This window comes from Cupriavidus sp. JZ107, from assembly GCF_053903255.1.
Genome location: NZ_CP096480.1, coordinates 2,159,458 through 2,178,925, shown reverse-complemented (window position 1 = coordinate 2,178,925; position 19,468 = coordinate 2,159,458). Strand labels below are relative to the sequence as shown.

Genomic DNA, 19,468 nt, shown 5'->3' with positions numbered 1-19,468 from the left:
TGCCTGGCGGCTCGTCGGGAATGCGTCGGAGGGGTCAATTAACTCTGGCGCAGGTCAGAGTTTAATTTCACTTAAGGCGTTTTGTCACTGCTTGTAATATTTACCCTTTCTCTTGTGGGGTCAAGCTGATGCCGTCGCGCAACAGTTGCGTCGTTACATCGGCAGAGCGGACGCCGGGACCATGCGGATGTCCGAAAACGGCTTGCCATTGGGCCGCGACGCGCGTCAAATCCGGCCATCTGCGCACATCCGCGCGCCTGTACCGGACGCCACGAGCGCCGATCCCGTCATGACCCCCGCCGATTTCCTCCGTCTGCTCTCGCTGTCCGCCATCTGGGGCGCCAGCTTCCTGTTCATTCGTGTCGGCGCGCCGGTGCTTGGCCCGCTGACCGCGGCCTTCGTGCGCGTGGTCATTGGTGCGCTGGCATTGGCCGCGATCCTTGCCGTACTGCGTATCCGCTGGGATATGCGTGGCAAATGGGTCCGCGTGATGATGCTGGGCGCGATCAACTCCGGCATTCCCTTCGTGATGTACTCGGTTGCCGCGCTGTGGCTGCCGGCCGGTTATTCGGCGGTGTTCAACGCGATGACGCCGCTGATGGGCGTGCTGATCGGCGCGTTGTTCTTTGCCGAACGGATGACGCTGGCCAAGGCCGCGGGCGTATTGATCGGCGTGGCCGGCGTGGCGGTGTTGACGCGGACCGGCCCGGTCGCGTTCAGCATGGAGGTGCTCCTCGGCGCTCTCGCTTGTCTTGCTGCGACCGCCTGCTATGGGCTGGCCGGCTTTCTGACGCGCCGCTGGATTGGCCAGCAGGGCGGGCTCGATGCGAGGCTGGTGGCGGCGGGGAGCATGGTCGGCGCGACACTGTTCCTGCTGCCGTTTTGCGTGGCGGCGCTTGTCCGCGAGAACACGCTGCCGGCCGCAAGCGCCGGCGTCTGGGCGGCGATGGCAGCGCTCGGCATTGTCTGCACCGCGCTCGCCTACATCCTGTATTTCCGGCTGATCGCCGATATCGGACCGGTGCGCGCGCTCAGCGTGACCTTTCTGATTCCGCCGTTCGGCATTGTCTGGGGCGCCGTGTTTCTGGGCGAGTCGCTGTCCTGGGCCCACGCGGTGGGCGGGGCGCTGATCGGCGTGGCGTTGTGGCTGGTGTTGAGGCCGGCGGCGGTGCCGGCGGTGCCGGCCGCGGGGCGGCCATGATCGGGCGGTGAACGGTCATCGCGTGAGTTGGCGGCCGGCGGCCCAGGCCGCGGCGGCGCCGGCCTCGCGACTGCCATGTCCCGCAAGACCGGCGGCAACGTTGTAGCGCTCGCGCACCAGCATGATGACCTGCCGGGCATGCGGCAGGTCGCGCACGGCATCGTCATCGCACCGACCGGGGAAATCGACCTCGGCGCTCCAGTTGCAGCCGGTATGGTCGGGCCGGTGCACGCACACCGCGCGCAACTGGCAATCGTGGCAACCCGGCTGCTCGCGCAACTGCCGCGCCAGGATGCGTTTCAGTTCGGTCAATGGCTTGAACAGGCGTTCCATCGCGAAGCTCCATCAGGTGGGCTGGCATGGGAAGCGGCGGACAGTCAGAGGAGGGCGCTCGATGCGCCGGCGCGGAACGCGCGCCGGGCGACGGATGTTCCGGCTGCCGCGCCCTGGCCGGGCGCCCGGAAAGACACGCCGTGCAGGGCACGGCGCCAGGAATAAAAAGGTGGCTTTGCTTGCCGACGAAGTTTGGCGATCAAGAAAGCGGGGTCTGGTTGCTTCCCTGATCCTCCGGCGACTGGCTACTGCCAAACGCTCCGCGGTACGGAGCGGTCCCCACAAAAGACGGTTGTCGGACGCCGCCAGGCGACGTCGCGGAATTCTTGCGGCAGGCGCTGGTGTCGCGCCACCGGCTGGTCTGCGCTTCGGTCCTGATACTCAGGTGTCGGCGTCGTCAGACAGTGATGCGATAGTAAATGAGAATCGATCGCATTACAAGCATTGATCGATGAGGGGAAACATACTGTTACATTTGCAGCACGCTGTCGATGTCTGGCGTGCCTGGAGCGCGTGTTGTCTTCATGAAGTTCATGAAGTAGGATCGCCGATATGTAGCGTCACTGTCCGATCAAAAGGCTGTCCGATGAAGATCTATCGCACCCGATATAGGAGCGGCCACGGAGAACCGTCAGAAAACGTACGGCATCCATATGCCTACGGCACTTCCCTCTATGCCGGCCGCCCGTTCCGCTATGGCGATGTCCTGATACTCAACCAGAGTGCGGCGATGTACGCGGATGCGGCACAGCCGCTACGGGTTACCGGCAGCCTTCCTCCACGCCATGAACCCTTCTCTCATAAGGTGAGGGCGAAGACGGAAGCAAGAGACGTTGGCACCGCGAAGCGATTTTCCACGACAGTACGCGTACTGCATCGGACCGCGACCTCCGATCCCTATGTGGCCCTCGCCGTTGCCGTCCTTGAGCGGGTTCGGTCGCTTGCCCAACGTCGTGGCATCCAGCCGGACCAGCAAGCCGTCAACTCGGGCGCCGCCGAAATCGATACCTGGCTACGGGCCGCCGCCGAAGCCCTGATCGAACGCGGTTCCGATTCATTGCAAGCGGCTCGTGACCGGGGCCGTCATCAAGCCCTCGCTGAACTGCAAAAGCCGGACAACCTGACACTGCGTGATGCCTCGATCTACTCGGGCCGCTCGGACGGCGCTATCAACGAAGCGCGATTGAAAGGGCGGCTCTACGCGCTGGTGCCTCCTGGCAAGCAAAGGGGTCTGCGCTATCCGCAGTGGCAGTTCGACGCGGAGCCGGAGCGCCTTGCCGCCGTGCTTGCGCCCTTCGTCCAAGCCAATGCCAGTTGCTGGGTAGTGCACAACTTTATGCAAAACGCGCTGGACGGCCTTGGCGGACTAAGCCCGATGGCGTGGATACTTGACGCGTCCAGGCCGATAGCCGCGGTCGTCGAGGCGGCGCTCAGCCGGTACAACGCCGATCAAGGGGCGGCTTGATGTCGGCCTTTACCGCGGAGGAGCTGGACTGCCCGTTGCCTCCGGCGGATCTGGCAGAGCGCTCGATGCCGGAAATCGAGCTGGATCTCGGCAAAACGCCGCTATGGCGAATTCACCGGTCGATCTTTGGACCGATTCACTACACCCGAAAGTCGCTGGGCGGCATTCCCTATCGCTTCGACGCCGCAAATGATGAGTTCGGCGTGCTGTACGCCTCTCCGAGCTTCGCCGCGTGCATGGCGGAGGGAGTGATCAGGGACAGGCTGCAGGGCAAGCTCCTGCCGCTGCTGCTCGATGAAGCAGAGCTATCGACACGAAGCATTGCGGCACTGGCAATCGGGCGGAGCCAGCCGCTGCGCCTGGCTGATCTGACCAAGCCGCACCTGCACCTGGGCATGGACAACCGCGTGCTGACAACGACGGACTATCGCGGGCCGAATCTATGGAGTTCGGCGATCTACAAGGCGTATCCGCACATCGAAGGTATCTATTTCACGTCGCGGTTTGCCAATGAACCGAGTGTCGCGGTGTTCGACAGAGTTCGGTTGATCCAGCGAGGAGACTCGATTCCCTTGTTGCGCTTCCACATGCTGCCGGAATTCCTGGACCGCAACGGAATCGGCCTCGCGCCGCCATCAAGCCCATGGGACGAGTGACGGCGGCGCATGGTGGATCGAAATGGCCGATGCTGCGGATGCGGATGTCGATCCCCCGACGGTCCAGCATCCGGATCTCAGCGCATCAATACTTCCACAAGATCTTCTGCAGCTCGCGCGTGTCGTTCGTTTTGGTCAGCGCCAGCGCGGCCAGGATGCGCGCCTTCTGCGGCAGCTGGTCGTCGACCACCACCCAGTCGTACTTGTCGTCGGGCTGCTCGCCGTTGCGGATCACGATGCCGCTGCCGGTGCGCGAGGCGCGGATGATCTGTACGCCCTTGGCGCGGGCCGCCTTCAGCGGTTCGACCATGTATTCGCCGACGCTGCCATTGCCGGTGCCGGCATAGACGATCGCCTTGGCGCCGTTCCGGACCGCTGCGTCCACGCTTGCCGGATTCGCGTTGCCGTAGGCATAGACGATTGCCACTTCGGGCAGGCGGTCGATGCGGTCGATGTCCCATTCGGTCGCGGTGGTGTGCGGACGCGCCGGCAGGCGGTAGTACGACGTGCGGCCCTCGACCACATAGCCCAGCGGGCCGAACGGCGAGCGGAAGGTCTCGGTCTTGAAGGTATTGCTCTTGGTGACGTCTCGGCCCGTGTGGATCTCGTCGTTCAGCACCACCAGCGTGCCCTTGCCCTTCGACTCGGGGCTTGAGGCGACCAGCACCGCGTCGTACAGATTCAGCGCGCCGTCGGCGCCCAGCGCCGTACCCGGGCGCATCGAGCCGACCACCACCACCGGCTTGTCGCTCTTGAGCGTCAGGTTCAGGAAGTAGGCGGTTTCCTCGATGGTGTCGGTGCCGTGCGTGATCACGACGCCGTCGACGTCCGGCTGCTTCAGCAGTTCCGACACGCGCTTGCCCAGCTTGAGCAGGCGCTCGTTGTTGAAGCTCTCCGAGCCGATCTGGAAGATCTGCTCGCCCTTGACGTTGGCAACCTTCGAGATCTCCGGCACCGACGCGATGATCTTGTCGACCGGCACCACCGCCGACTGGTAGGCGGCGGTATTGATGGCCGAGGCGCCGGCGCCGGCGATGGTGCCGCCGGTGCCGACGATCACGATATTGGCCTTGCGGGCCTGGCTTGGCGCCGTCGCAGCGGCAGCCGTGGTGGCTGCCGGGGCAGCCGGTGCCGCAGGCGCGGCAACGGTTTGAGCTTGGGCTGCGCCGGTGAGCAGTCCGGCGCAAAGCAGCAGCGCGGCGATCGGGCGGACGGGGTGAAGGGTGGTGGTACGGGCCATGATGCTCCTCTGGATGGATGGCTTCGCGTCGCCTTGTGAGCGCGCGGCCGTGTGCAACTGTCCTTGTTCGTATTGGATTCCCTGCGCCCGCCGGGCCGGCTGTTCACCGGTTCACGTCAAGCGCAGAGCGTGGACTATACACACGACGCCGCAGGCCATCCAGAGTCACCCAGCGGTTCTTTCAACGTACCGGGCCGACCCCACGCTCTGGGCGGATCAAGCCGCCAACCGGAACGTCCCCACCGCCCGGTGCAGCGCGTCGGCCTGGTCCTCCAGCGAAGCCGCCGCAGCGGCCGCCTGCTCGACCAGCGCGGCGTTCTGCTGGGCCATCTGGTCCATCTGCGTGACGGCCTGGTTCACCTGTTCGATGCCGCCGGTCTGTTCCTCGGTGGCGGCGCGCATCTCGCCGATCAGGTCGGTGACGCGCTTGACCGCCTCGACAATCTCGCCCATCGCCTTGCCGGCGTTCTCGACCAGCGCCGAGCCGTCCTCGACGCGCTGCGCCGAGTTGCCGATCAGCGCCTTGATTTCCTTGGCGGCGGTGGCGCTGCGCTGGGCGAGGCTGCGTACTTCGCCGGCCACCACGGCAAAGCCGCGGCCCTGGTCGCCGGCGCGGGCGGCTTCGACCGCGGCGTTCAGCGCCAGGATATTGGTCTGGAAGGCGATGCCCTCGATCACGCCGATGATGTCGACCACCTTGCCGGACGCGTCCTTGATCTCGCCCATCGTCGACACCACCTGATGGACGATCTCGCCGCCGCGGACCGCGATCTCGGACGCGCCTTCGGCAAGCCGGCTGGCCTGCCGGGCGTTGTCGGCGGTCTGGCGCACGGTGCTGGTCAGTTGCTCCATGCTGGCGGCGGTCTCCTCGAGCGAGGCGGCCTGTTCCTCGCTGCGCCGCGACAGGTCGGCATTGCCGGCGGCGATCTGCTTGGCGGCGCCGGCGATCGAATCGGCCGAGCCGCGGATGGTGCCGATCGCACCAGTCAGCCGTTGCTGCATCTGCGCCATCGCGAACAGCACGCTGCGCTGGTCGCCGGGCGCGACCTCGACGGGGCTGGCCAGATCGCCTTCCGCGATCCGGCTGGCGATATGCGAGGTGAGCGCCGGCTCACCGCCAAGCTGTTTGTGCAGGCCGTTGGCGATGCGGATGACGACCAGGCTCATCAGCGTGCCGATCACCAGCAGCAGCCCCAGCGATTGCCACAGCGAGGCGCGGAAGGCCGCGTCGATGTCGTCCAGATAGACGCCGGAGATGAAGTTCCAGTCCCACGGCTTGAAGTTGGCGACATAGCTGAGCTTGGGCTGCGGGGCCTCCGCGCCGGGCTTGGGCCACAGGTAGTGGACGAAGCCGGTGCCCGGTCCCTTGCCGATCTCGGCGATGTCGCGGAACAGGTAGGTGCCGGCCGGGTCCTTGAAGTCGGCCATGCTCTTGCCATTCATCTCCGACTTGATCGGGTGCATCACCACCACGGTGTCCGAGCGCATCAGCGTGAAATAGCCGTCGCTGCCAAAGCGCATCGCCTTGACCTTGTCGACGGCGAATTCCTTGGCCTGCTCGACCGTCAGCTTGCCGGCCTTCGCTTCGGCCTCGTAGGCCTTGACCACCGACAGCGCCGTTTCGGTGACGTGGACGAGGTCGGTGCGGCGCTCGTCCAGCCGCATGTTGCGCATCTGCCAGGCGTCCCACAGCAGCAGCGCCAGCAGGCACACCCAGCTGAGCACCAATGGCAGCAGCAATTTCTTTCTCAAGCTAAGACGTTCCAGCATCGTGTTTCCCCGTGGTCCACCGTAAAAATTGTGTTTGTCCGGGGCATAACGGCGGACCGGCGGACAAACTTGACCGGGACCGGCCTAGGGCTTTCCATGAGTGCAAATGCCGGCACAATCGTGTCCGTACGCGTAAAGTTACATGCACTTACTTACAAAGTGGGTCCGCGTGAAATGCGCTGTAATACGGATTGATCACGTCTGGATTGCAGGACCAAATGAGAACAATTATTCTTTCGGTCTCCTGAAACTCCCGTTGCGACGGGTCCACGAGGACGGCCAACGTCCGCGCAGCGCGCTGCGCCCCGTCCCGCACGCCGCATTGCCCCGGCGACAAGCAACACGCAGTGGCGCCGGAACACAGTCATGACCCAATCCCGTCTGGACCCTCGCCTGGACCCGCCCCTGGAAACACGTCTGGGCGCGGCGCAGCAACGCCGGGCGTTCTGGCTCAAGCATCTGCACCAATGGCACTGGATCAGCTCCGCGCTCTGCCTGATCGGCATGCTGCTGTTCGCCGTGACGGGCTTCACGCTGAATCATGCCGGCCAGATCGAGGCCGAGCCAAAGGTCGTCAGCCGCACTGCCGAGGTACCGGCCCCGGTGCTGGCGGCGTTGCAGGCCCGGGAAGCGGCGCTGGCCGGCCAGGACAAGGCCCCGGTCCCCGCGGAGCTGGCGGACTGGCTGCGGCGCGAATTCGATATCGACGCGCAGGGGCGCGAGGCCGAATGGTCCGCCGACGAAATCTACGTGGCGCTGCCGCGGCCCGGTGGCGATGGCTGGGTCAGCATCGCGCTGGACAGCGGCGGGGCGCAGTACGAACTGACCACGCGCGGCTGGATCTCCTATCTGAACGATCTGCACAAGGGCCGCAATACCGGTGGCGCCTGGAGCCTCTTCCTGGACGTGTTCGCGTTCGCCTGCCTGGTGTTCTGCGTGACCGGGCTGTTCCTGCTGAAGCTGCACGCCGGTGGGCGCGTCGCCACCTGGCCGCTGGTCGGCCTGGGGCTGGTCGCCCCGCTGCTGCTGGCCATCCTGTTTATCCATTGACGAGGTTCCTGTATGCGTCGTTTGCTTAGCGTCTCCATGACCGGCCTGGGCGGCCTGACCGGCCTGGCCGCGATGTCGTTCGCCACGCCCGCCGCGGGCGCGGAGATCCAGGTCAAGGTCGAGATCCCGCGCCTGAGCGTCGCCGAATATCACCGCCCCTATGTGGCGATGTGGCTGGAGCGCGCCGACCAGACCCCGGTCGCGACGCTGTCGGTCTGGTACGACGTCAAGCTGAAGGACGCCGAGGGCACCAAGTGGCTGAAGGACATGCGCCAGTGGTGGCGCAAGGCCGGCCGCGACCTGCAGATGCCGGCCGATGGCATCTCCGGCGCGACGCGCGCGCCGGGCGAACACACCGTGACCTTCACCGACGGCAAGGCGCCGCTGGCGAAGCTGCCGGCCGGCGAATACCAGCTGGTGGTCGAGGCCGCGCGCGAGGTCGGTGGCCGCGAGCTGGTCCGCGTGCCGTTCGCCTGGCCGCCTGAAGGTGCCAAATCCGATGCCAAATCCGGTGCCAAATCCGGTGCCGGGTCCGCGCAGGCGAAGGGCCAGCACGAGCTGGGCGCCGTCACCGTCAGCCTGAAGCCATGAGCGGCGCGCGCTGCGCCGCTGTCCGCCGCATTCCTTTCGACGCTTTCCGATCCCGTGCCCTGGAGCCCTCGATGAACCGTTCCGCGATGTACCCAATGTCCCCAATGTCCCTCTGCGCCAGGCTGTCCGCGCTCGCCCTGGTTGCGCTGCTGCCGCTGTCGGCGCACGCCCACCGCCAATGGCTGCTGCCGTCGGCCACCGTGCTGTCGGGCAGCGACCCGTGGGTCACCGTCGACGCGGCCGTGTCCAACGACCTGTTCTACTTCGAGCATTTCCCGCTGCGGCTGGACAACCTCAGGGTCAGCGCGCCGGACGGCAGCCCGGCCAAGGCCGAGAACCAGAGCACCGGCCGCTATCGCAGCACCTTCGACGTGCATCTGACCGCGCCGGGCACCTACAAGCTGGCCGTGGTCAACAATGGCCTGTTCGCCAGCTACAAGGAGAACGGCCAGACCAAGCGCTGGCGCGGCTCGGCCGAGGATTTCGCGCAGAAGGTGCCGGCCAACGCGCAGGAGCTGCAGGTGACCCAGTCGGAGAGCCGGCTCGAGACTTTCGTGACCGCCGGCAAGCCGACCACCCAGGCGTTGAAGACCACCGGCCGCGGGCTGGAGCTGGCGCCGGTCACCCATCCGAACGATCTGTTCGCGGGCGAGCCGGCCAACTTCCGGCTGCTGCTCGACGGCAAGCCGGCGGCCAATGTGGAAGTCGAAGTGGTGCCGGGCGGTAACCGCTATCGCGACCAGCTTGGCGAGATCAAGGTCAAGACCGATGCCGACGGCAAGTTCAGCGTCAAGTGGCCGTCGCCGGGCATGTACTGGATCGAAGCCGAGGTTCGCGACGACAAGGTCTCGCTGAAGCCCGCCAAGGCACGCCGCGCGGCCTATATGGCGACCTTCGAGGTGCTGCCGCAGTAAGCGCGGCGGATTGGACTTACCGGATGCAGCCGATGTCCGCCGCCGCGGCGCCTCGCACGCAGTCCGCGCCGGCGTCCGCGCCTGCCTTCGCTGCCCGGCGCGTGCTGGTGCCGCTGCGCTTCGATGCGCCACCGTCACTGCCTGAGGGCGCGGTGGTGCTGCATCGATGCGGCGGGCAGACGATGGGCACGACGTGGTCGGTGCGTTGCCTGATAGCGGACGATCACGGGAAAGAGGGCGAGGCCGCCGCGATCGCAGCCGGCATCGAAGCGCTGCTCGCGCAGATCGTCGCGCAGATGAGCAACTGGCTCGACGACTCCGATATCGGCCGCTTCAACGGCGCGCCAGCCGGCAGCTGGCTGCCGTTGCCGCCTGCCTGCTTCTCGGTGCTGCGGGCCGGGCTGGCGGTCGCGCGCGACAGCGGCGGCGCCTACGACCCGAGCGCGGGGCCGCTGGTGTCGCTGTGGGGCTTCGGCCCCGACGGTCCGCGCGCGGCACCGCCCGGCGCCGACGAGGTCGAAGCGGCGCGGGCCCGCTGCGGCTGGGCGCGCATCGAGCTCGACGAGCAAGGGCGGCGTGCGCGCCAGCCCGGCGGCGTGTCGATCGACCTGTGCGCGATCGCCAAGGGCTATGCCGTCGACGCGGTATCGGCATGGCTGTCGGCGCGCGGCGTGTCGCATCATCTGGTCGAGATCGGCGGCGAGCTGCGCGGCGAGGGCGTCAAGCCGGATGGCATGCCGTGGTGGGTCGAACTCGAAAGTCCGCCTGCCGCGGACGATTTTCGTGCTGCCGATGCGGCGGAGCAGACCGTGGTGGCGCTGCATGGCCTGTCGGCCGCGACCTCCGGCGACTACCGTCGTTATTTCGACAGCGGCGGCCGCCGCTACGCGCACACGCTCGATCCCCGTACCGGCTACCCGGTCAGCCACGCGCTCGCGTCGGTGACCGTGCTGCATCGGCAATGCTTGATGGCGGACGCGCTGTCGACCGCGCTGACGGTGCTCGGTCCCGAGGCCGGCATGGCGTTCGCCACGCAGCGCGGCATCGCGGCGCGGATGCTGCTGCGAACGCCGCGCGGCTTTGCCGAACGCATGTCGCCGGCGTTCGAGGCGATGCTCGCATGAACGCGCCACGACGATTCGGCCTTCCTTCGCTGGCGAGCGCGCTCAGCGCCCTCGCGGGCGCATCCGGCCTGGCGCTGTCGCTTGCCGGCGCGGGCAAATGGCCGACCGCGAGCGGTGTCGCGCTGGCCTACGCGGGTTTCTGCGGCGCGATTCTGGCGCTGCATCGCCATCGGCACCAGCGCAGCGCCGCTTTCGCGTCAACCGCGGACGATGCGACGCTGATCGCCTATGCCAGCCAGACCGGGTTTGCCGAACAACTGGCGATGCAGACCGCGCAGGCGCTGCAACGCGCCGGCTTGCCGGTGCGCGTCGCCTCGTTTGCGGATCTCGATCTGTCTGCGCTGACGCGCTGCCGGCAGGCGCTGTTCGTGGCCAGCACCACGGGCGAGGGCGATGCGCCCGACAGCGCCGCAGGTTTCACGCGCAAGCTGGCCGCCGCGAGCGGCGACGGCCTGAGCCGCCTGCGCTACGGCATCCTCGCGCTGGGCGACAGCAGCTACGCGAATTTCTGCGCCTACGGCCATGCATTGGCCGCGGCGCTGCAACGGGCGCAGGCGCGGCCGCTGTTCGATCTGGTCGAGGTCGACAACGGCGACACCGGCGCGCTGCGCCATTGGCAGAACCACTTGTCGGCGCTGGCCGGCGGCGCCGAGATCGCCGACTGGGAGGCGCCGCGCTATGGCCGCTGGCGGCTGGTGGAACGCCGGCTGATGAACCCGGGCAGCGCCGGCGCGCCGGCCTTTCATCTGGCGCTCGAGCCCGAAGCGCCGGCCGCGCTGGAATGGCAGGCCGGCGATATCGCCGAGATCGGCCCGCGCCTGCCGCCCGAGCAGGTCGCGCAACTGCTGCGTGACCTGTCCCTCGACGGCACCGAAGCGGTGCGTTGCGATGGCGAGGCGATGCCGCTGGCGGAAGCGCTGGCCACGCGCATGCCGTTGCCCGCGCCGCATGCCGAAGCCATGCGCGGCTTGTCCCCGCAGGCCCTGGTCGACGCGCTGCCGCCGCTGCCGCACCGCGAGTATTCGATCGCCTCGCTGCCCGCCGATGGCCGTCTCGAACTGCTGGTGCGCCAGACACGCCACGACGATGGCCGGCTTGGTCTCGCTTCGGGCTGGCTGACCGAGCACGCGCCGCCTGGCGCCGCCATCGCGCTGCGCGTGCGCACCAACCGTGCCTTCCACGCACCGGCCGACGATCGGCCGCTGCTGCTGATCGGCAACGGCACCGGCATGGCCGGTCTGCGTGCCTTGCTGAAGGCGCGCGCCGCCGCCGGTCATGCGCGCAACTGGCTGCTGTTCGGCGAACGCAGCGCGGCGCACGACGCCTTCTATCGGGAAGAACTGCAGGCATGGCAGGCCGACGGTACGCTGGCGCGCCTGGACCAGACCTGGTCGCGCGACGGCGCTGCGCTGCGCTACGTGCAGGACGCGGTGCGCGCCGCCGCGCCGCAGATCCGCGAATGGGTCGCGGCCGGTGCCGCGATCTACGTCTGCGGCAGCCTGCAAGGCATGGCCGCCGGCGTCAACGACGCGCTGGCCGAGGCGCTGGGGGCGCGCACGCTGGCGACGCTGGCAGAGACCGGCCGCTATCGGCGCGACGTCTACTGAACGGAACCCCTGGGCGCTCGCTTGACGTCTGTCGTCCCCGCGAAGGCGGGGACCCAGTGGCTTCGAACGTCGCTGGGTGCCCGCTTTCGCGGGAACGACGAAATGGCGTTCGAACGATCGCTCATTCCATGCCGGGAAACCGCATGTCCTCGTACCTGACGAAACGCGTCTTGCGCGTCCACCGGTAGCCGAGCCAGATCGCCAGGAAGATCGGAATGCCGATATAGGTCGCGGCCACCGACCACCAGTCGATATTGCCGTCGAGGAAGGCCTGGTAGTTCTGTCCCAGCGCGATCACCAGACACAGCACGAACGCGAAGATCGGACCGTACGGGAAGAACGGCGAGCGGTACGGCAGCCGCGACAGATCCAGGCCACGCCGCATCCAGCCCTTGCGGAAGCGGTAGTGGCTGATGGCGATGCCCAGCCATGCGATGAAGCCGGTCATGCCGGACAGGCTCAGCAGCCACAGGTAGACCGCCTTGCTCTCGAACAGCGAGGTCAGGAAGCACAGCGCGCCGACCGCGGTGGTGGCCAGCAGCGCGGGCATCGGCACGCCGTGGCGCGTCAGCCGGCCAAACACGCGCGGCGCGCGGCCCTCGGTCGCCAGGTTGTAGAGCATTCGCGTCGAGGCATACATGCCCGAATTGCCGGCCGACAGCACCGCCGTCAGGATCACCGCGTTCATCAGGCCGGCGGCGAAGGCCAGCCCGGCATTGCGGAACACCAGCGTGAACGGGCTGACGCCGATGGTCTGCACATCGCTCTTGAGCAGGCTCGGATCGGTATAGGGGATCAGCACGCCGATCACCGCGATGGCCAGCACATAGAACAGCAGGATGCGCCAGAACACCTGCCGCACCGCGCGCGGAATATTGCGCGCCGGGTCGGCCGATTCGCCGGCGGCGACGCCGATCAGCTCGGTGCCCTGGAACGAGAAGCCGGCGATCATCGCCACGCCGATCATCGCGGGCAGGCCGCCGACGAAGGGCGCATCGCCCAGCGTCAGGTTGGCCAGGCTCGCCGGCACGTCGCCGCGCAGGATGCCGAAGATCATCAGCGTGCCGATCGCGATGAACGCGATCACGGTCACCACCTTGACGAGCGAGCACCAGTATTCGGCCTCGCCGAAGCCGCGCACCGAGATCGCGTTGAGCCCGAACATCAGCGCGAGGAACAGTCCGCTCCACAGCACGCCCGGCGTATCGGGGAACCAGTACTGCATCACCAGCTGCGCCGCTGCCAGCTCCACGGCGATCGTCACCGCCCAGTTGTACCAGTAGTTCCAGCCGAGCGCGAAGCCGAAGCCCTCGTCGACATACATGGAACCGTAGGTCGAGAACGAGCCGGCCACCGGCATGTAGGCGGCCAGTTCGCCCAGGCTGGTCATCAGGAAGTAGACCATCGCGCCGATCAGCAGATACGCGGCCAGCGCGCCGCCCGGCCCGGCCTGGGCGATGGTCGCGCCGGAGGCGACGAACAACCCGGTACCGATCGAGCCGCCGATGGCGATCATGCTCAGATGGCGGGCCCGCAGCTTGCGCTGCAGGCGCGGCGCGGCGGCGCCCGAGGCGGTGTCGCTGTCGACGCCGACGCCGGCGCCGCGCGAGTCTTGGGAAGCGGTCATGGTGAACACAGGAAGGCCAGCAATGGGGCGGCATCCTATAAGAAAACCCGCCGGCGGGATAGCCGGGCCGCCAACTCGGTAGAATCGTGGCTTCCCTGCCCGCGTGGCCTGGCGGTGCCCCGATGCGCCGCGGTCCCGACACCATGAAGCTGAACCTCGATTTCAACGACAGCATCCTGCTGCATATCGTGCTGAGCGTGCTCATCGTCCTGATGGGCGTGCTGCTGGTCAAGCTGAGCAACCGCTTCTTCGTCTCGCGTCAGTTGGCGGACCGCGACAATCTGCGCAGCTATCGCACCTGGACCGTGGCCTCGCGCAATCTGATCGGCGCGGTGGCCTTCCTGCTGCTGCTCGGCATCTGGGTCTCCGAACTGAAGAGCGTCGCGATCTCGCTGGCCGCCTTTGCCGCCGCGCTGATGATCTCCGGCAAGGAGCTGGTGATGTGCTTCCTCGGCGCGTTCATGCGGATGATCGCGCGCCCGTTCCAGCTCGGCGATCTGGTCGAGATCGGCCAGTACGCCGGCGAGGTCATCGACATGGACGCGCTGACGACCACGCTGGTCGAGGTCGCGCCGACTCGGCAGTTCACCGGCTTCACGGTGCAGGTGCCCAACAGCCTGCTGCTGACCGTCGCGGTGCGCAACCACTCGCAGGCCGGCAAATACACGCTGGACACCGTGCGCATTCCGCTGGCGGCGCAGTGCGACCCGGACCGCATCGAGGCGGAGCTGCTCGACATCGCGCAGCAGGCCTGCGAGCCGTTTCTCGAGGCCGCGGGCCAGAGCCTGCGCCGCTATGGCGATACGCGTTTCCTGGACCTGTCGCAGTTCGCGCCGCGCGTGATGTTCGAACCGGTCGGCACCGACCGGCTCGATGCGATCGTGCGTTTCCCCGCGCCGGTGGGCGGGCGGCTGCCGGTGGCGCAGCAGATCATCCGGCGCTTCTATCGGCAGCGCATCAACGACAGCAAGGAGACCGGCGGCGATGCCGCCGCCGAGGCCGCGGCCGACAACGAAAGGCGGGATGCCGAACAGCGCGAGGCCGCCGAGGACCGGGCGCGGATGGCGCGCACCGCCCGCCCCGGCGCACCCGGCAGCCCCGGCAACCCGGACACCAGCGGGCCGCCGGCTTCGTCGCCGGCGTTCTGATCGTCGGCGAAAGCCGCTGGGTCCTCGCCTTCGCGCGTAAGACGAGCCGTCGGAACCGGCCCACCGCCGCGGCCGGTGACCGCACAGTGCTGCCGTTTCCCTGGCGCAGTGCGCCATGACCGCTGCGACGCTTGCCCTTACACTAGGGCGATCCGATGACGGCCCGCACCGCATTCAAGCGGTTTCCGCGCGCCTCTCGCCTATCCGTTCCGACCCGTATGAATCCATCGAATCCCACCCCGGACGCCGCTGCCGGCGCCTCATCTGCTGCGCCGGCGGCGCGCCCGCGCGCGCCGTCGCTGCGCCATGCGGCCAGCGTGCTGGTGCTGCGCGACGGCGCCGCCGGCATGGAAGTGCTGCTGGTGCGCCGGCCCGAACGCCAGGACGATCGCAGCAGTGGCGCCTATGTGTTTCCCGGCGGCACGCTCGATCCGCAGGACAACCAGCTGCACGGGCTGTGCGAGGGACTCGATGACGCCGCCGCCAGCGCGCGGCTGCGTTTGCCCGCGGGCGGGCTCGACTTCTACCTGTGCGCGGTGCGCGAATGCTGCGAGGAGGCGGGCCTGCTGTTCGCCTACCAGCGCGACGGCGAGATGGTGGCGCTCGAACGCTTCGACGACGCGCAACTGGCCTGGCTGCGCGAGGCGGTGCGCTACGGCGGCCCCGGCATCGCCGAGGTCTGCCGCCGCTTCGAGCTGCGGCTGGCGATGGACAAGATGGCCTATATCAGCCACTGGCTGACGCCGCCGGGCCTGCCCAAGCGTTTCGACACGCGCTTCTTCGTCGCGGTGCTGCCGCCTGGCCAGAGCGCGATGCACGACGGCGTCGAGGCGGTCGACCATCGCTGGGTGCGTCCGTCGGAAGCGATCGCGCCGGACAGCGGCATGACGCTGGTCAACGTGACGCGGCGCATGCTGGCGTCGATCGCGCATTTCCCGACCGCGCAGGCCTGCTTCGACTACGCGCAAGGGCTGCGCGAGATCGCGCTGATCATGCCGAGGCTGGCCAATGGCCCCAAGGGCGTGCGCCCGGTGCAGCCCGACGAGCCTCCCTATGCCGAGATCGCGCGCATCGATCCCGACGGTGCCGGCCATGGGCGCTACGCCCTCGAACCGGGTGTGCCGGTGCGGCTGTCCGACCGCGTCTGGCGCGTGACCGCGGACAACGGCAACGCGATGACGGGCCCCGGCACCAATACCTATCTGGTCGGCGGCGGCAGGCGCAACGAATGGGCGGTGATCGATCCGGGCCCCGACGACGAGGCGCATCAGCGCGCGGTGCTGGCCGCCGCGCCGGGCCCGATCCGCTGGATCCTCGCCACGCACACGCATATCGACCATTCGCCGGGCGCGGTGCGGCTGCGTGAAGCGACCGGCGCCCAGGTGCTGGGACGCGTGGCAAACCGGCCCGAGCGGCAGGACCCGAGCTTCGCGCCGGACCGCGTGCTCGAACACGGCGAGCGCATCGTGCTGGGGGACATCGACGTACCGGGCGACGCCATCACGCTGCGCGTGCTGCATACCCCGGGCCATGCGTCGAACCACCTGTGCTTCCTGCTCGAACAAGAGAAACTGCTGTTCACCGGCGACCACGTGATGCAGGGCTCGACCGTGGTGATCGGCCCGCCCGATGGCGACATGCGCGCCTATCTGGCCTCGCTGGCCGCACTGCTGGACGAAGATCTCGAATGGCTCGCGCCGGGCCATGGCTTCCTGATGCCGCGCCCGCGCGAGGCGATCCGCCTGCTGATGCGCCATCGCCAGCATCGCGAGGCCAAGGTCGTCAATGCGCTGCGCGAGCTGGGACCGGCGCCGATCGAAACGCTGCTGCCGCGCGTCTACGACGACGTGCCGCCACGCATGCTGTCGGTCGCGCAGCGCTCGCTGCTGGCGCATCTGCTGAAGCTGCAGGCCGACGGACAGGCGCAGGAAGCGCAGGGCGACTGGCGCATGCTGCAGTAAGCCGCTCTCCAGCCCGGCCGATGCGCCGGCGCGCGCAACATCGCAGTGGATTTCCCGATAGCCCAACAAGCGGAACAAGGAGACACCATGAAAGCTGCCGTGCTGCATCAGCCCAGAACCCCGCTGGTCATCGAAGACCTCGCCATCGACAAGCCCGGCCCGCGCGAGGTGCTGGTGCGGACCGCGGCGGTCGGCGTCTGCCATTCGGACCTGCATTTTCTCGACGGCGCCTATCCGTTTCCGATGCCGGTGGTGCTGGGGCATGAAGCGGCAGGCGTGGTCGAGCAGGTCGGCGCCGAAGTGCGCACGGTCAAGCCCGGCGATCATGTGATCACCTGTCTGTCGGCCTATTGCGGCCACTGCGAGCACTGCCTGAGCGGCCATCTGTCGCTGTGCGTCGCGCCGGATACGCGCCGCCGCGAAGACGAAGCGCCGCGGCTGCGCGCCAGCGGCGCGGCGATGAACCAGTTCCTGAACCTGTCGGCCTTCGCCGAGCAGATGCTGATCCACGAGCATGCGCTGGTGGCGATCCGGCGCGACATGCCGCTGGACCGCGCCGCGCTGATCGGCTGCGCGGTGACCACCGGCTTCGGCGCGGTCACGCATACGGCCGGCGTGCGGCCCGGCGAAACCGTTGCGGTGATCGGTTGTGGCGGCATTGGCCTGGCCACGATCAACGCCGCCGCGCTGGCGGGCGCGGGCCGCATCATCGCGATCGACCGCCTGCCCGGCAAGCTCGAACTCGCGCGGCGCTTCGGCGCCACCGATGTGGTCGATGCCAGCGCGGCCGATCCGGTCGACGCGGTGCGCACGCTGACCGGCGGCGGCGTGCATCACGCGTTCGAAGCGATCGGGCTGAAGGCCACGGCCGAGCAGGCCTTTGCGATGCTGCGCCGGGGCGGCGGGGCCACCGTGATCGGCATGCTGCCGCCGGGCGTCAAGATCGAGCTCAAGGGCACCGATTTTCTTGCCGAGAAACGCATCCAGGGCTCGATGATGGGCTCGAACCGCTTCCCGATCGACATGCCGCGGCTGGTGGACTTCTATCTGTCGGGCCGGCTCGAGCTCGATGCGCTGATCGCGCAGCGGCTGCCGCTCGAGCGCATCAACGAGGCCTTCGACGAGCTGCGGCGCGGTGAGCTCGCCCGTTCGGTGATCCTGTTCGAGCAGTAGCCGGGGCCGGCGGACCTCACGTGTGCGCGGCCTCGGCGAGGCCATGCGCGCTGTGGGAAAATCCCGCCCGCGCGCCGCATCCGTCAGGCGCCGGCGAACGAGACGATGAAGACGATCGAATGGAAGGATTGGGAAATCTTCTGCCGCGTGGTCGAGGCAGGCACCTTCACGCATGGGGCCGAACTGGCCGAGGTGCCGAAGTCGTCCGCGAGCGCGGCGATCGCCCGGCTTGAAGCGGAGCTCGGCGGGCGGCTGTTCGAGCGCAACACGCGGCGCGTGCGCGTGACCGAGCAGGGCCAGCGCCTGTACGAACGCGTGGCGCCGCACTTCGCGGCGTTGCGCGAGATCAGCGCCGAGGCGGCCTCGGCCAGCGAACAGGTCAGCGGCACGCTGCGGATCGCCACGCCCTACGAGGTCGGCTCGCAGCATCTGGCGCCGAGCCTGTCGCGCTTGCTGACCCTGCATCCGAACCTGAAGGTGCAGATCGACGTCACCTGGGACCAGCCGGACCTGCTCAAGCACGGCTACGATCTCGCCTTCGTGATGACCAATACCACGCTGCACGACAGCTCGTTTGCCAGCAAGCGCGTGGTGCTGGTCGAGCGCGCGTTCTATGCCGCGCCATCGCTGATCCAGGCGCGCGGTCTGCCGCGCTCGCCAGGCGATCTGAACGGCTGGCCCGTGATCGGCAATGCCGACGATCGGCGCTGGGAATTCGTGCAGGACGGCGCCGAGGAGGCCGTGCTGCCGGTCGATCCGCGCATTCGCACGCATAACGCCGAGATCCGGCTGAAGGCCGCGACCGATGGGCTCGGTGTTGCGCGCCTGTCGCCGAAGTTCGTCGAGGAACATGTGCGCCAGGGGCAGCTGGTGCGCGTGCTGCCCGCCTATGCCTCGTCGCCGCTGAAGGTCTACGTGCTGATGCCCGCGCGCAAGCTGATGCCGGCCGCGGTACGGGCGCTGCTGGACGTGATGGAGCACACGGTCGGGGCCGCGGCGCCGGCGCGGGGGGCGCGGCGCGCGGGAAAGGTGGAAGGCAAGGCCGACGTCAAGGCCGACTCCAAGGCTTGAAGCCGCGGCCGCGGCCCGCTCAGAAGGGCTGGTCGCCGGTCCGCATTTCGACGCCCAGCGTTTCGCCGATCGCCAGGATCTCGTCATCGTCCTCGGCGCGCGCGATCCAGCCCGCGTAGACGCCGGAACCGATCTCCCAGTGCCATAGCGTGATGCCGGCCGCGCGCAACTGCTCGTGGGCCTGCTCCATCAGTTCGGGCACGCTGGTGCTGCCGAGGAAGTCCTCGTCCTCGGGATCGTCGACACCCCAATCCAGCACCAGCGCCACACGTGCCGCCAGCTGGTTGAGGCAGTCGATAAAGGTCGCGGTGTCATGCTGTTCGACCTGGAAGCCCGCTTCCCAGTCGATCACGTCTTGCACCACCGACAGCAGTTCGGTGCCATCCACCGTATCGTCGGCTTCCTCCAGCGCCTCGTCGAGCAGCGCCAGCTGCTTCTCGACCATCGCGCCATCGTCAAAGTTGATCATGCCGAGCAGCCGTTCGACTGCCTGGCGCGACTCGTCGTCGATGACTCCATTCACGCCCAGTCCTCCCG

The 19,468-nt window shown here is 68.1% G+C and carries 17 protein-coding genes; 12 read left to right on the top strand and 5 right to left on the bottom strand.

Annotated elements, in window-relative coordinates:
• Positions 1-289: 289 nt before the first annotated feature.
• The gene (locus M1D55_RS09410; RefSeq protein WP_456280727.1) at positions 290-1,201 is read left to right on the top strand and encodes a DMT family transporter; all 912 of its coding nucleotides are present in this window, start codon (positions 290-292) and stop codon (positions 1,199-1,201) included.
• Positions 1,202-1,216: 15 nt separating this feature from the next.
• Here the strand turns inward: M1D55_RS09410 and M1D55_RS09405 are convergent, their stop codons facing one another.
• The gene (locus M1D55_RS09405; protein WP_023263658.1) at positions 1,217-1,534 is read right to left on the bottom strand and encodes a hypothetical protein; all 318 of its coding nucleotides are present in this window, start codon (positions 1,532-1,534) and stop codon (positions 1,217-1,219) included.
• A gap of 586 nt (positions 1,535-2,120) precedes the next feature.
• Here M1D55_RS09405 and M1D55_RS09400 point away from each other — a divergent pair.
• Both M1D55_RS09400 and M1D55_RS09395 read left to right on the top strand, forming a co-directional pair.
• A complete protein-coding gene (locus M1D55_RS09400) occupies positions 2,121-2,999 on the top strand; it encodes a hypothetical protein (protein WP_456280726.1) in 879 nt (292 codons plus the stop codon).
• Positions 2,999-3,655, top strand: coding sequence for an RES family NAD+ phosphorylase (locus tag M1D55_RS09395; protein WP_232205936.1), 657 nt, complete (start codon positions 2,999-3,001; stop codon positions 3,653-3,655). The genes M1D55_RS09400 and M1D55_RS09395 overlap by 1 nt, the downstream gene beginning before the upstream one ends.
• Positions 3,656-3,740: 85 nt before the next feature.
• On the opposite strand, the gene M1D55_RS09390 is transcribed toward M1D55_RS09395, so the two are convergent.
• Both M1D55_RS09390 and M1D55_RS09385 read right to left on the bottom strand, forming a co-directional pair.
• Complete coding sequence (locus tag M1D55_RS09390; RefSeq protein ID WP_456280725.1) at positions 3,741-4,895, bottom strand: asparaginase; 1,155 nt, start codon at positions 4,893-4,895, stop codon at positions 3,741-3,743.
• Positions 4,896-5,111: 216 nt separating this feature from the next.
• The gene (locus M1D55_RS09385) at positions 5,112-6,665 is read right to left on the bottom strand and encodes a methyl-accepting chemotaxis protein (protein WP_456280724.1); all 1,554 of its coding nucleotides are present in this window, start codon (positions 6,663-6,665) and stop codon (positions 5,112-5,114) included.
• Positions 6,666-7,031: 366 nt separating this feature from the next.
• Between M1D55_RS09385 and M1D55_RS09380 the strand changes: the two genes are divergently transcribed.
• The 5 genes from M1D55_RS09380 to M1D55_RS09360 all read left to right on the top strand — a co-directional run bounded on the left by M1D55_RS09380 (position 7,032) and on the right by M1D55_RS09360 (position 11,951).
• Positions 7,032-7,715 (top strand): PepSY-associated TM helix domain-containing protein, encoded by a 684-nt coding sequence (locus M1D55_RS09380; protein WP_456280723.1) that lies wholly within the window; start codon positions 7,032-7,034, stop codon positions 7,713-7,715.
• 12 nt (positions 7,716-7,727) lie between these two features.
• On the top strand, positions 7,728-8,306 hold the full coding sequence (locus M1D55_RS09375; protein ID WP_043437619.1) for a DUF2271 domain-containing protein: 579 nt from the start codon (positions 7,728-7,730) through the stop codon (positions 8,304-8,306).
• 104 nt (positions 8,307-8,410) lie between these two features.
• Complete coding sequence (locus M1D55_RS09370) at positions 8,411-9,220, top strand: DUF4198 domain-containing protein (protein WP_456281338.1); 810 nt, start codon at positions 8,411-8,413, stop codon at positions 9,218-9,220.
• 23 nt (positions 9,221-9,243) lie between these two features.
• On the top strand, positions 9,244-10,344 hold the full coding sequence (locus M1D55_RS09365) for an FAD:protein FMN transferase (protein ID WP_456280722.1): 1,101 nt from the start codon (positions 9,244-9,246) through the stop codon (positions 10,342-10,344).
• Positions 10,341-11,951 carry a sulfite reductase subunit alpha gene (locus M1D55_RS09360; RefSeq protein WP_456280721.1) on the top strand — a complete coding sequence of 537 codons (1,611 nt, stop codon included), beginning with the start codon at positions 10,341-10,343 and terminating at the stop codon, positions 11,949-11,951. Before M1D55_RS09365 ends, M1D55_RS09360 begins: the two co-directional genes overlap by 4 nt.
• Before the next feature lie 121 nt (positions 11,952-12,072).
• Here the strand turns inward: M1D55_RS09360 and M1D55_RS09355 are convergent, their stop codons facing one another.
• Complete coding sequence (locus M1D55_RS09355) at positions 12,073-13,578, bottom strand: amino acid permease (RefSeq protein ID WP_456280720.1); 1,506 nt, start codon at positions 13,576-13,578, stop codon at positions 12,073-12,075.
• A gap of 143 nt (positions 13,579-13,721) precedes the next feature.
• On the opposite strand from M1D55_RS09355, the gene M1D55_RS09350 reads away from it, so the two are divergent.
• The 4 genes from M1D55_RS09350 to M1D55_RS09335 all read left to right on the top strand — a co-directional run bounded on the left by M1D55_RS09350 (position 13,722) and on the right by M1D55_RS09335 (position 18,931).
• Positions 13,722-14,726: a mechanosensitive ion channel family protein gene (locus M1D55_RS09350; protein WP_232205927.1), complete on the top strand. Its 1,005-nt coding sequence runs from the start codon at positions 13,722-13,724 to the stop codon at positions 14,724-14,726.
• A gap of 218 nt (positions 14,727-14,944) precedes the next feature.
• Entirely contained in the window at positions 14,945-16,687 is a 1,743-nt protein-coding gene (locus tag M1D55_RS09345) for an MBL fold metallo-hydrolase (RefSeq protein ID WP_456280719.1), read from the top strand.
• Positions 16,688-16,774: 87 nt separating this feature from the next.
• Positions 16,775-17,860, top strand: a complete 1,086-nt coding sequence (locus M1D55_RS09340) for a Zn-dependent alcohol dehydrogenase (protein WP_456280718.1) — start codon at positions 16,775-16,777, stop codon at positions 17,858-17,860.
• A 105-nt stretch (positions 17,861-17,965) separates the two neighbouring features.
• Positions 17,966-18,931, top strand: a complete 966-nt coding sequence (locus tag M1D55_RS09335) for a LysR family transcriptional regulator (RefSeq protein ID WP_023263719.1) — start codon at positions 17,966-17,968, stop codon at positions 18,929-18,931.
• Between the two features lie 19 nt (positions 18,932-18,950).
• On the opposite strand, the gene M1D55_RS09330 is transcribed toward M1D55_RS09335, so the two are convergent.
• A complete protein-coding gene (locus tag M1D55_RS09330; RefSeq protein ID WP_043437812.1) occupies positions 18,951-19,454 on the bottom strand; it encodes a DUF6630 family protein in 504 nt (167 codons plus the stop codon).
• Positions 19,455-19,468: the final 14 nt, after the last annotated feature.

Coding starts and splice junctions, on each gene's coding strand:
- M1D55_RS09395 (WP_232205936.1), top strand. CDS start 2,999: ATGTCGGCCTTTACCGCGGAGGAGCTGGACTGCCCGTTGCCTCCGGCG.
- M1D55_RS09405 (WP_023263658.1), bottom strand. CDS start 1,534: ATGGAACGCCTGTTCAAGCCATTGACCGAACTGAAACGCATCCTGGCG.
- M1D55_RS09410 (WP_456280727.1), top strand. CDS start 290: ATGACCCCCGCCGATTTCCTCCGTCTGCTCTCGCTGTCCGCCATCTGG.
- M1D55_RS09335 (WP_023263719.1), top strand. CDS start 17,966: ATGAAGACGATCGAATGGAAGGATTGGGAAATCTTCTGCCGCGTGGTC.
- M1D55_RS09350 (WP_232205927.1), top strand. CDS start 13,722: ATGAAGCTGAACCTCGATTTCAACGACAGCATCCTGCTGCATATCGTG.
- M1D55_RS09345 (WP_456280719.1), top strand. CDS start 14,945: ATGAATCCATCGAATCCCACCCCGGACGCCGCTGCCGGCGCCTCATCT.
- M1D55_RS09360 (WP_456280721.1), top strand. CDS start 10,341: ATGAACGCGCCACGACGATTCGGCCTTCCTTCGCTGGCGAGCGCGCTC.
- M1D55_RS09355 (WP_456280720.1), bottom strand. CDS start 13,578: ATGACCGCTTCCCAAGACTCGCGCGGCGCCGGCGTCGGCGTCGACAGC.
- M1D55_RS09365 (WP_456280722.1), top strand. CDS start 9,244: ATGCAGCCGATGTCCGCCGCCGCGGCGCCTCGCACGCAGTCCGCGCCG.
- M1D55_RS09375 (WP_043437619.1), top strand. CDS start 7,728: ATGCGTCGTTTGCTTAGCGTCTCCATGACCGGCCTGGGCGGCCTGACC.
- M1D55_RS09370 (WP_456281338.1), top strand. CDS start 8,411: ATGTCCCTCTGCGCCAGGCTGTCCGCGCTCGCCCTGGTTGCGCTGCTG.
- M1D55_RS09400 (WP_456280726.1), top strand. CDS start 2,121: ATGAAGATCTATCGCACCCGATATAGGAGCGGCCACGGAGAACCGTCA.
- M1D55_RS09380 (WP_456280723.1), top strand. CDS start 7,032: ATGACCCAATCCCGTCTGGACCCTCGCCTGGACCCGCCCCTGGAAACA.
- M1D55_RS09385 (WP_456280724.1), bottom strand. CDS start 6,665: ATGCTGGAACGTCTTAGCTTGAGAAAGAAATTGCTGCTGCCATTGGTG.
- M1D55_RS09340 (WP_456280718.1), top strand. CDS start 16,775: ATGAAAGCTGCCGTGCTGCATCAGCCCAGAACCCCGCTGGTCATCGAA.
- M1D55_RS09390 (WP_456280725.1), bottom strand. CDS start 4,895: ATGGCCCGTACCACCACCCTTCACCCCGTCCGCCCGATCGCCGCGCTG.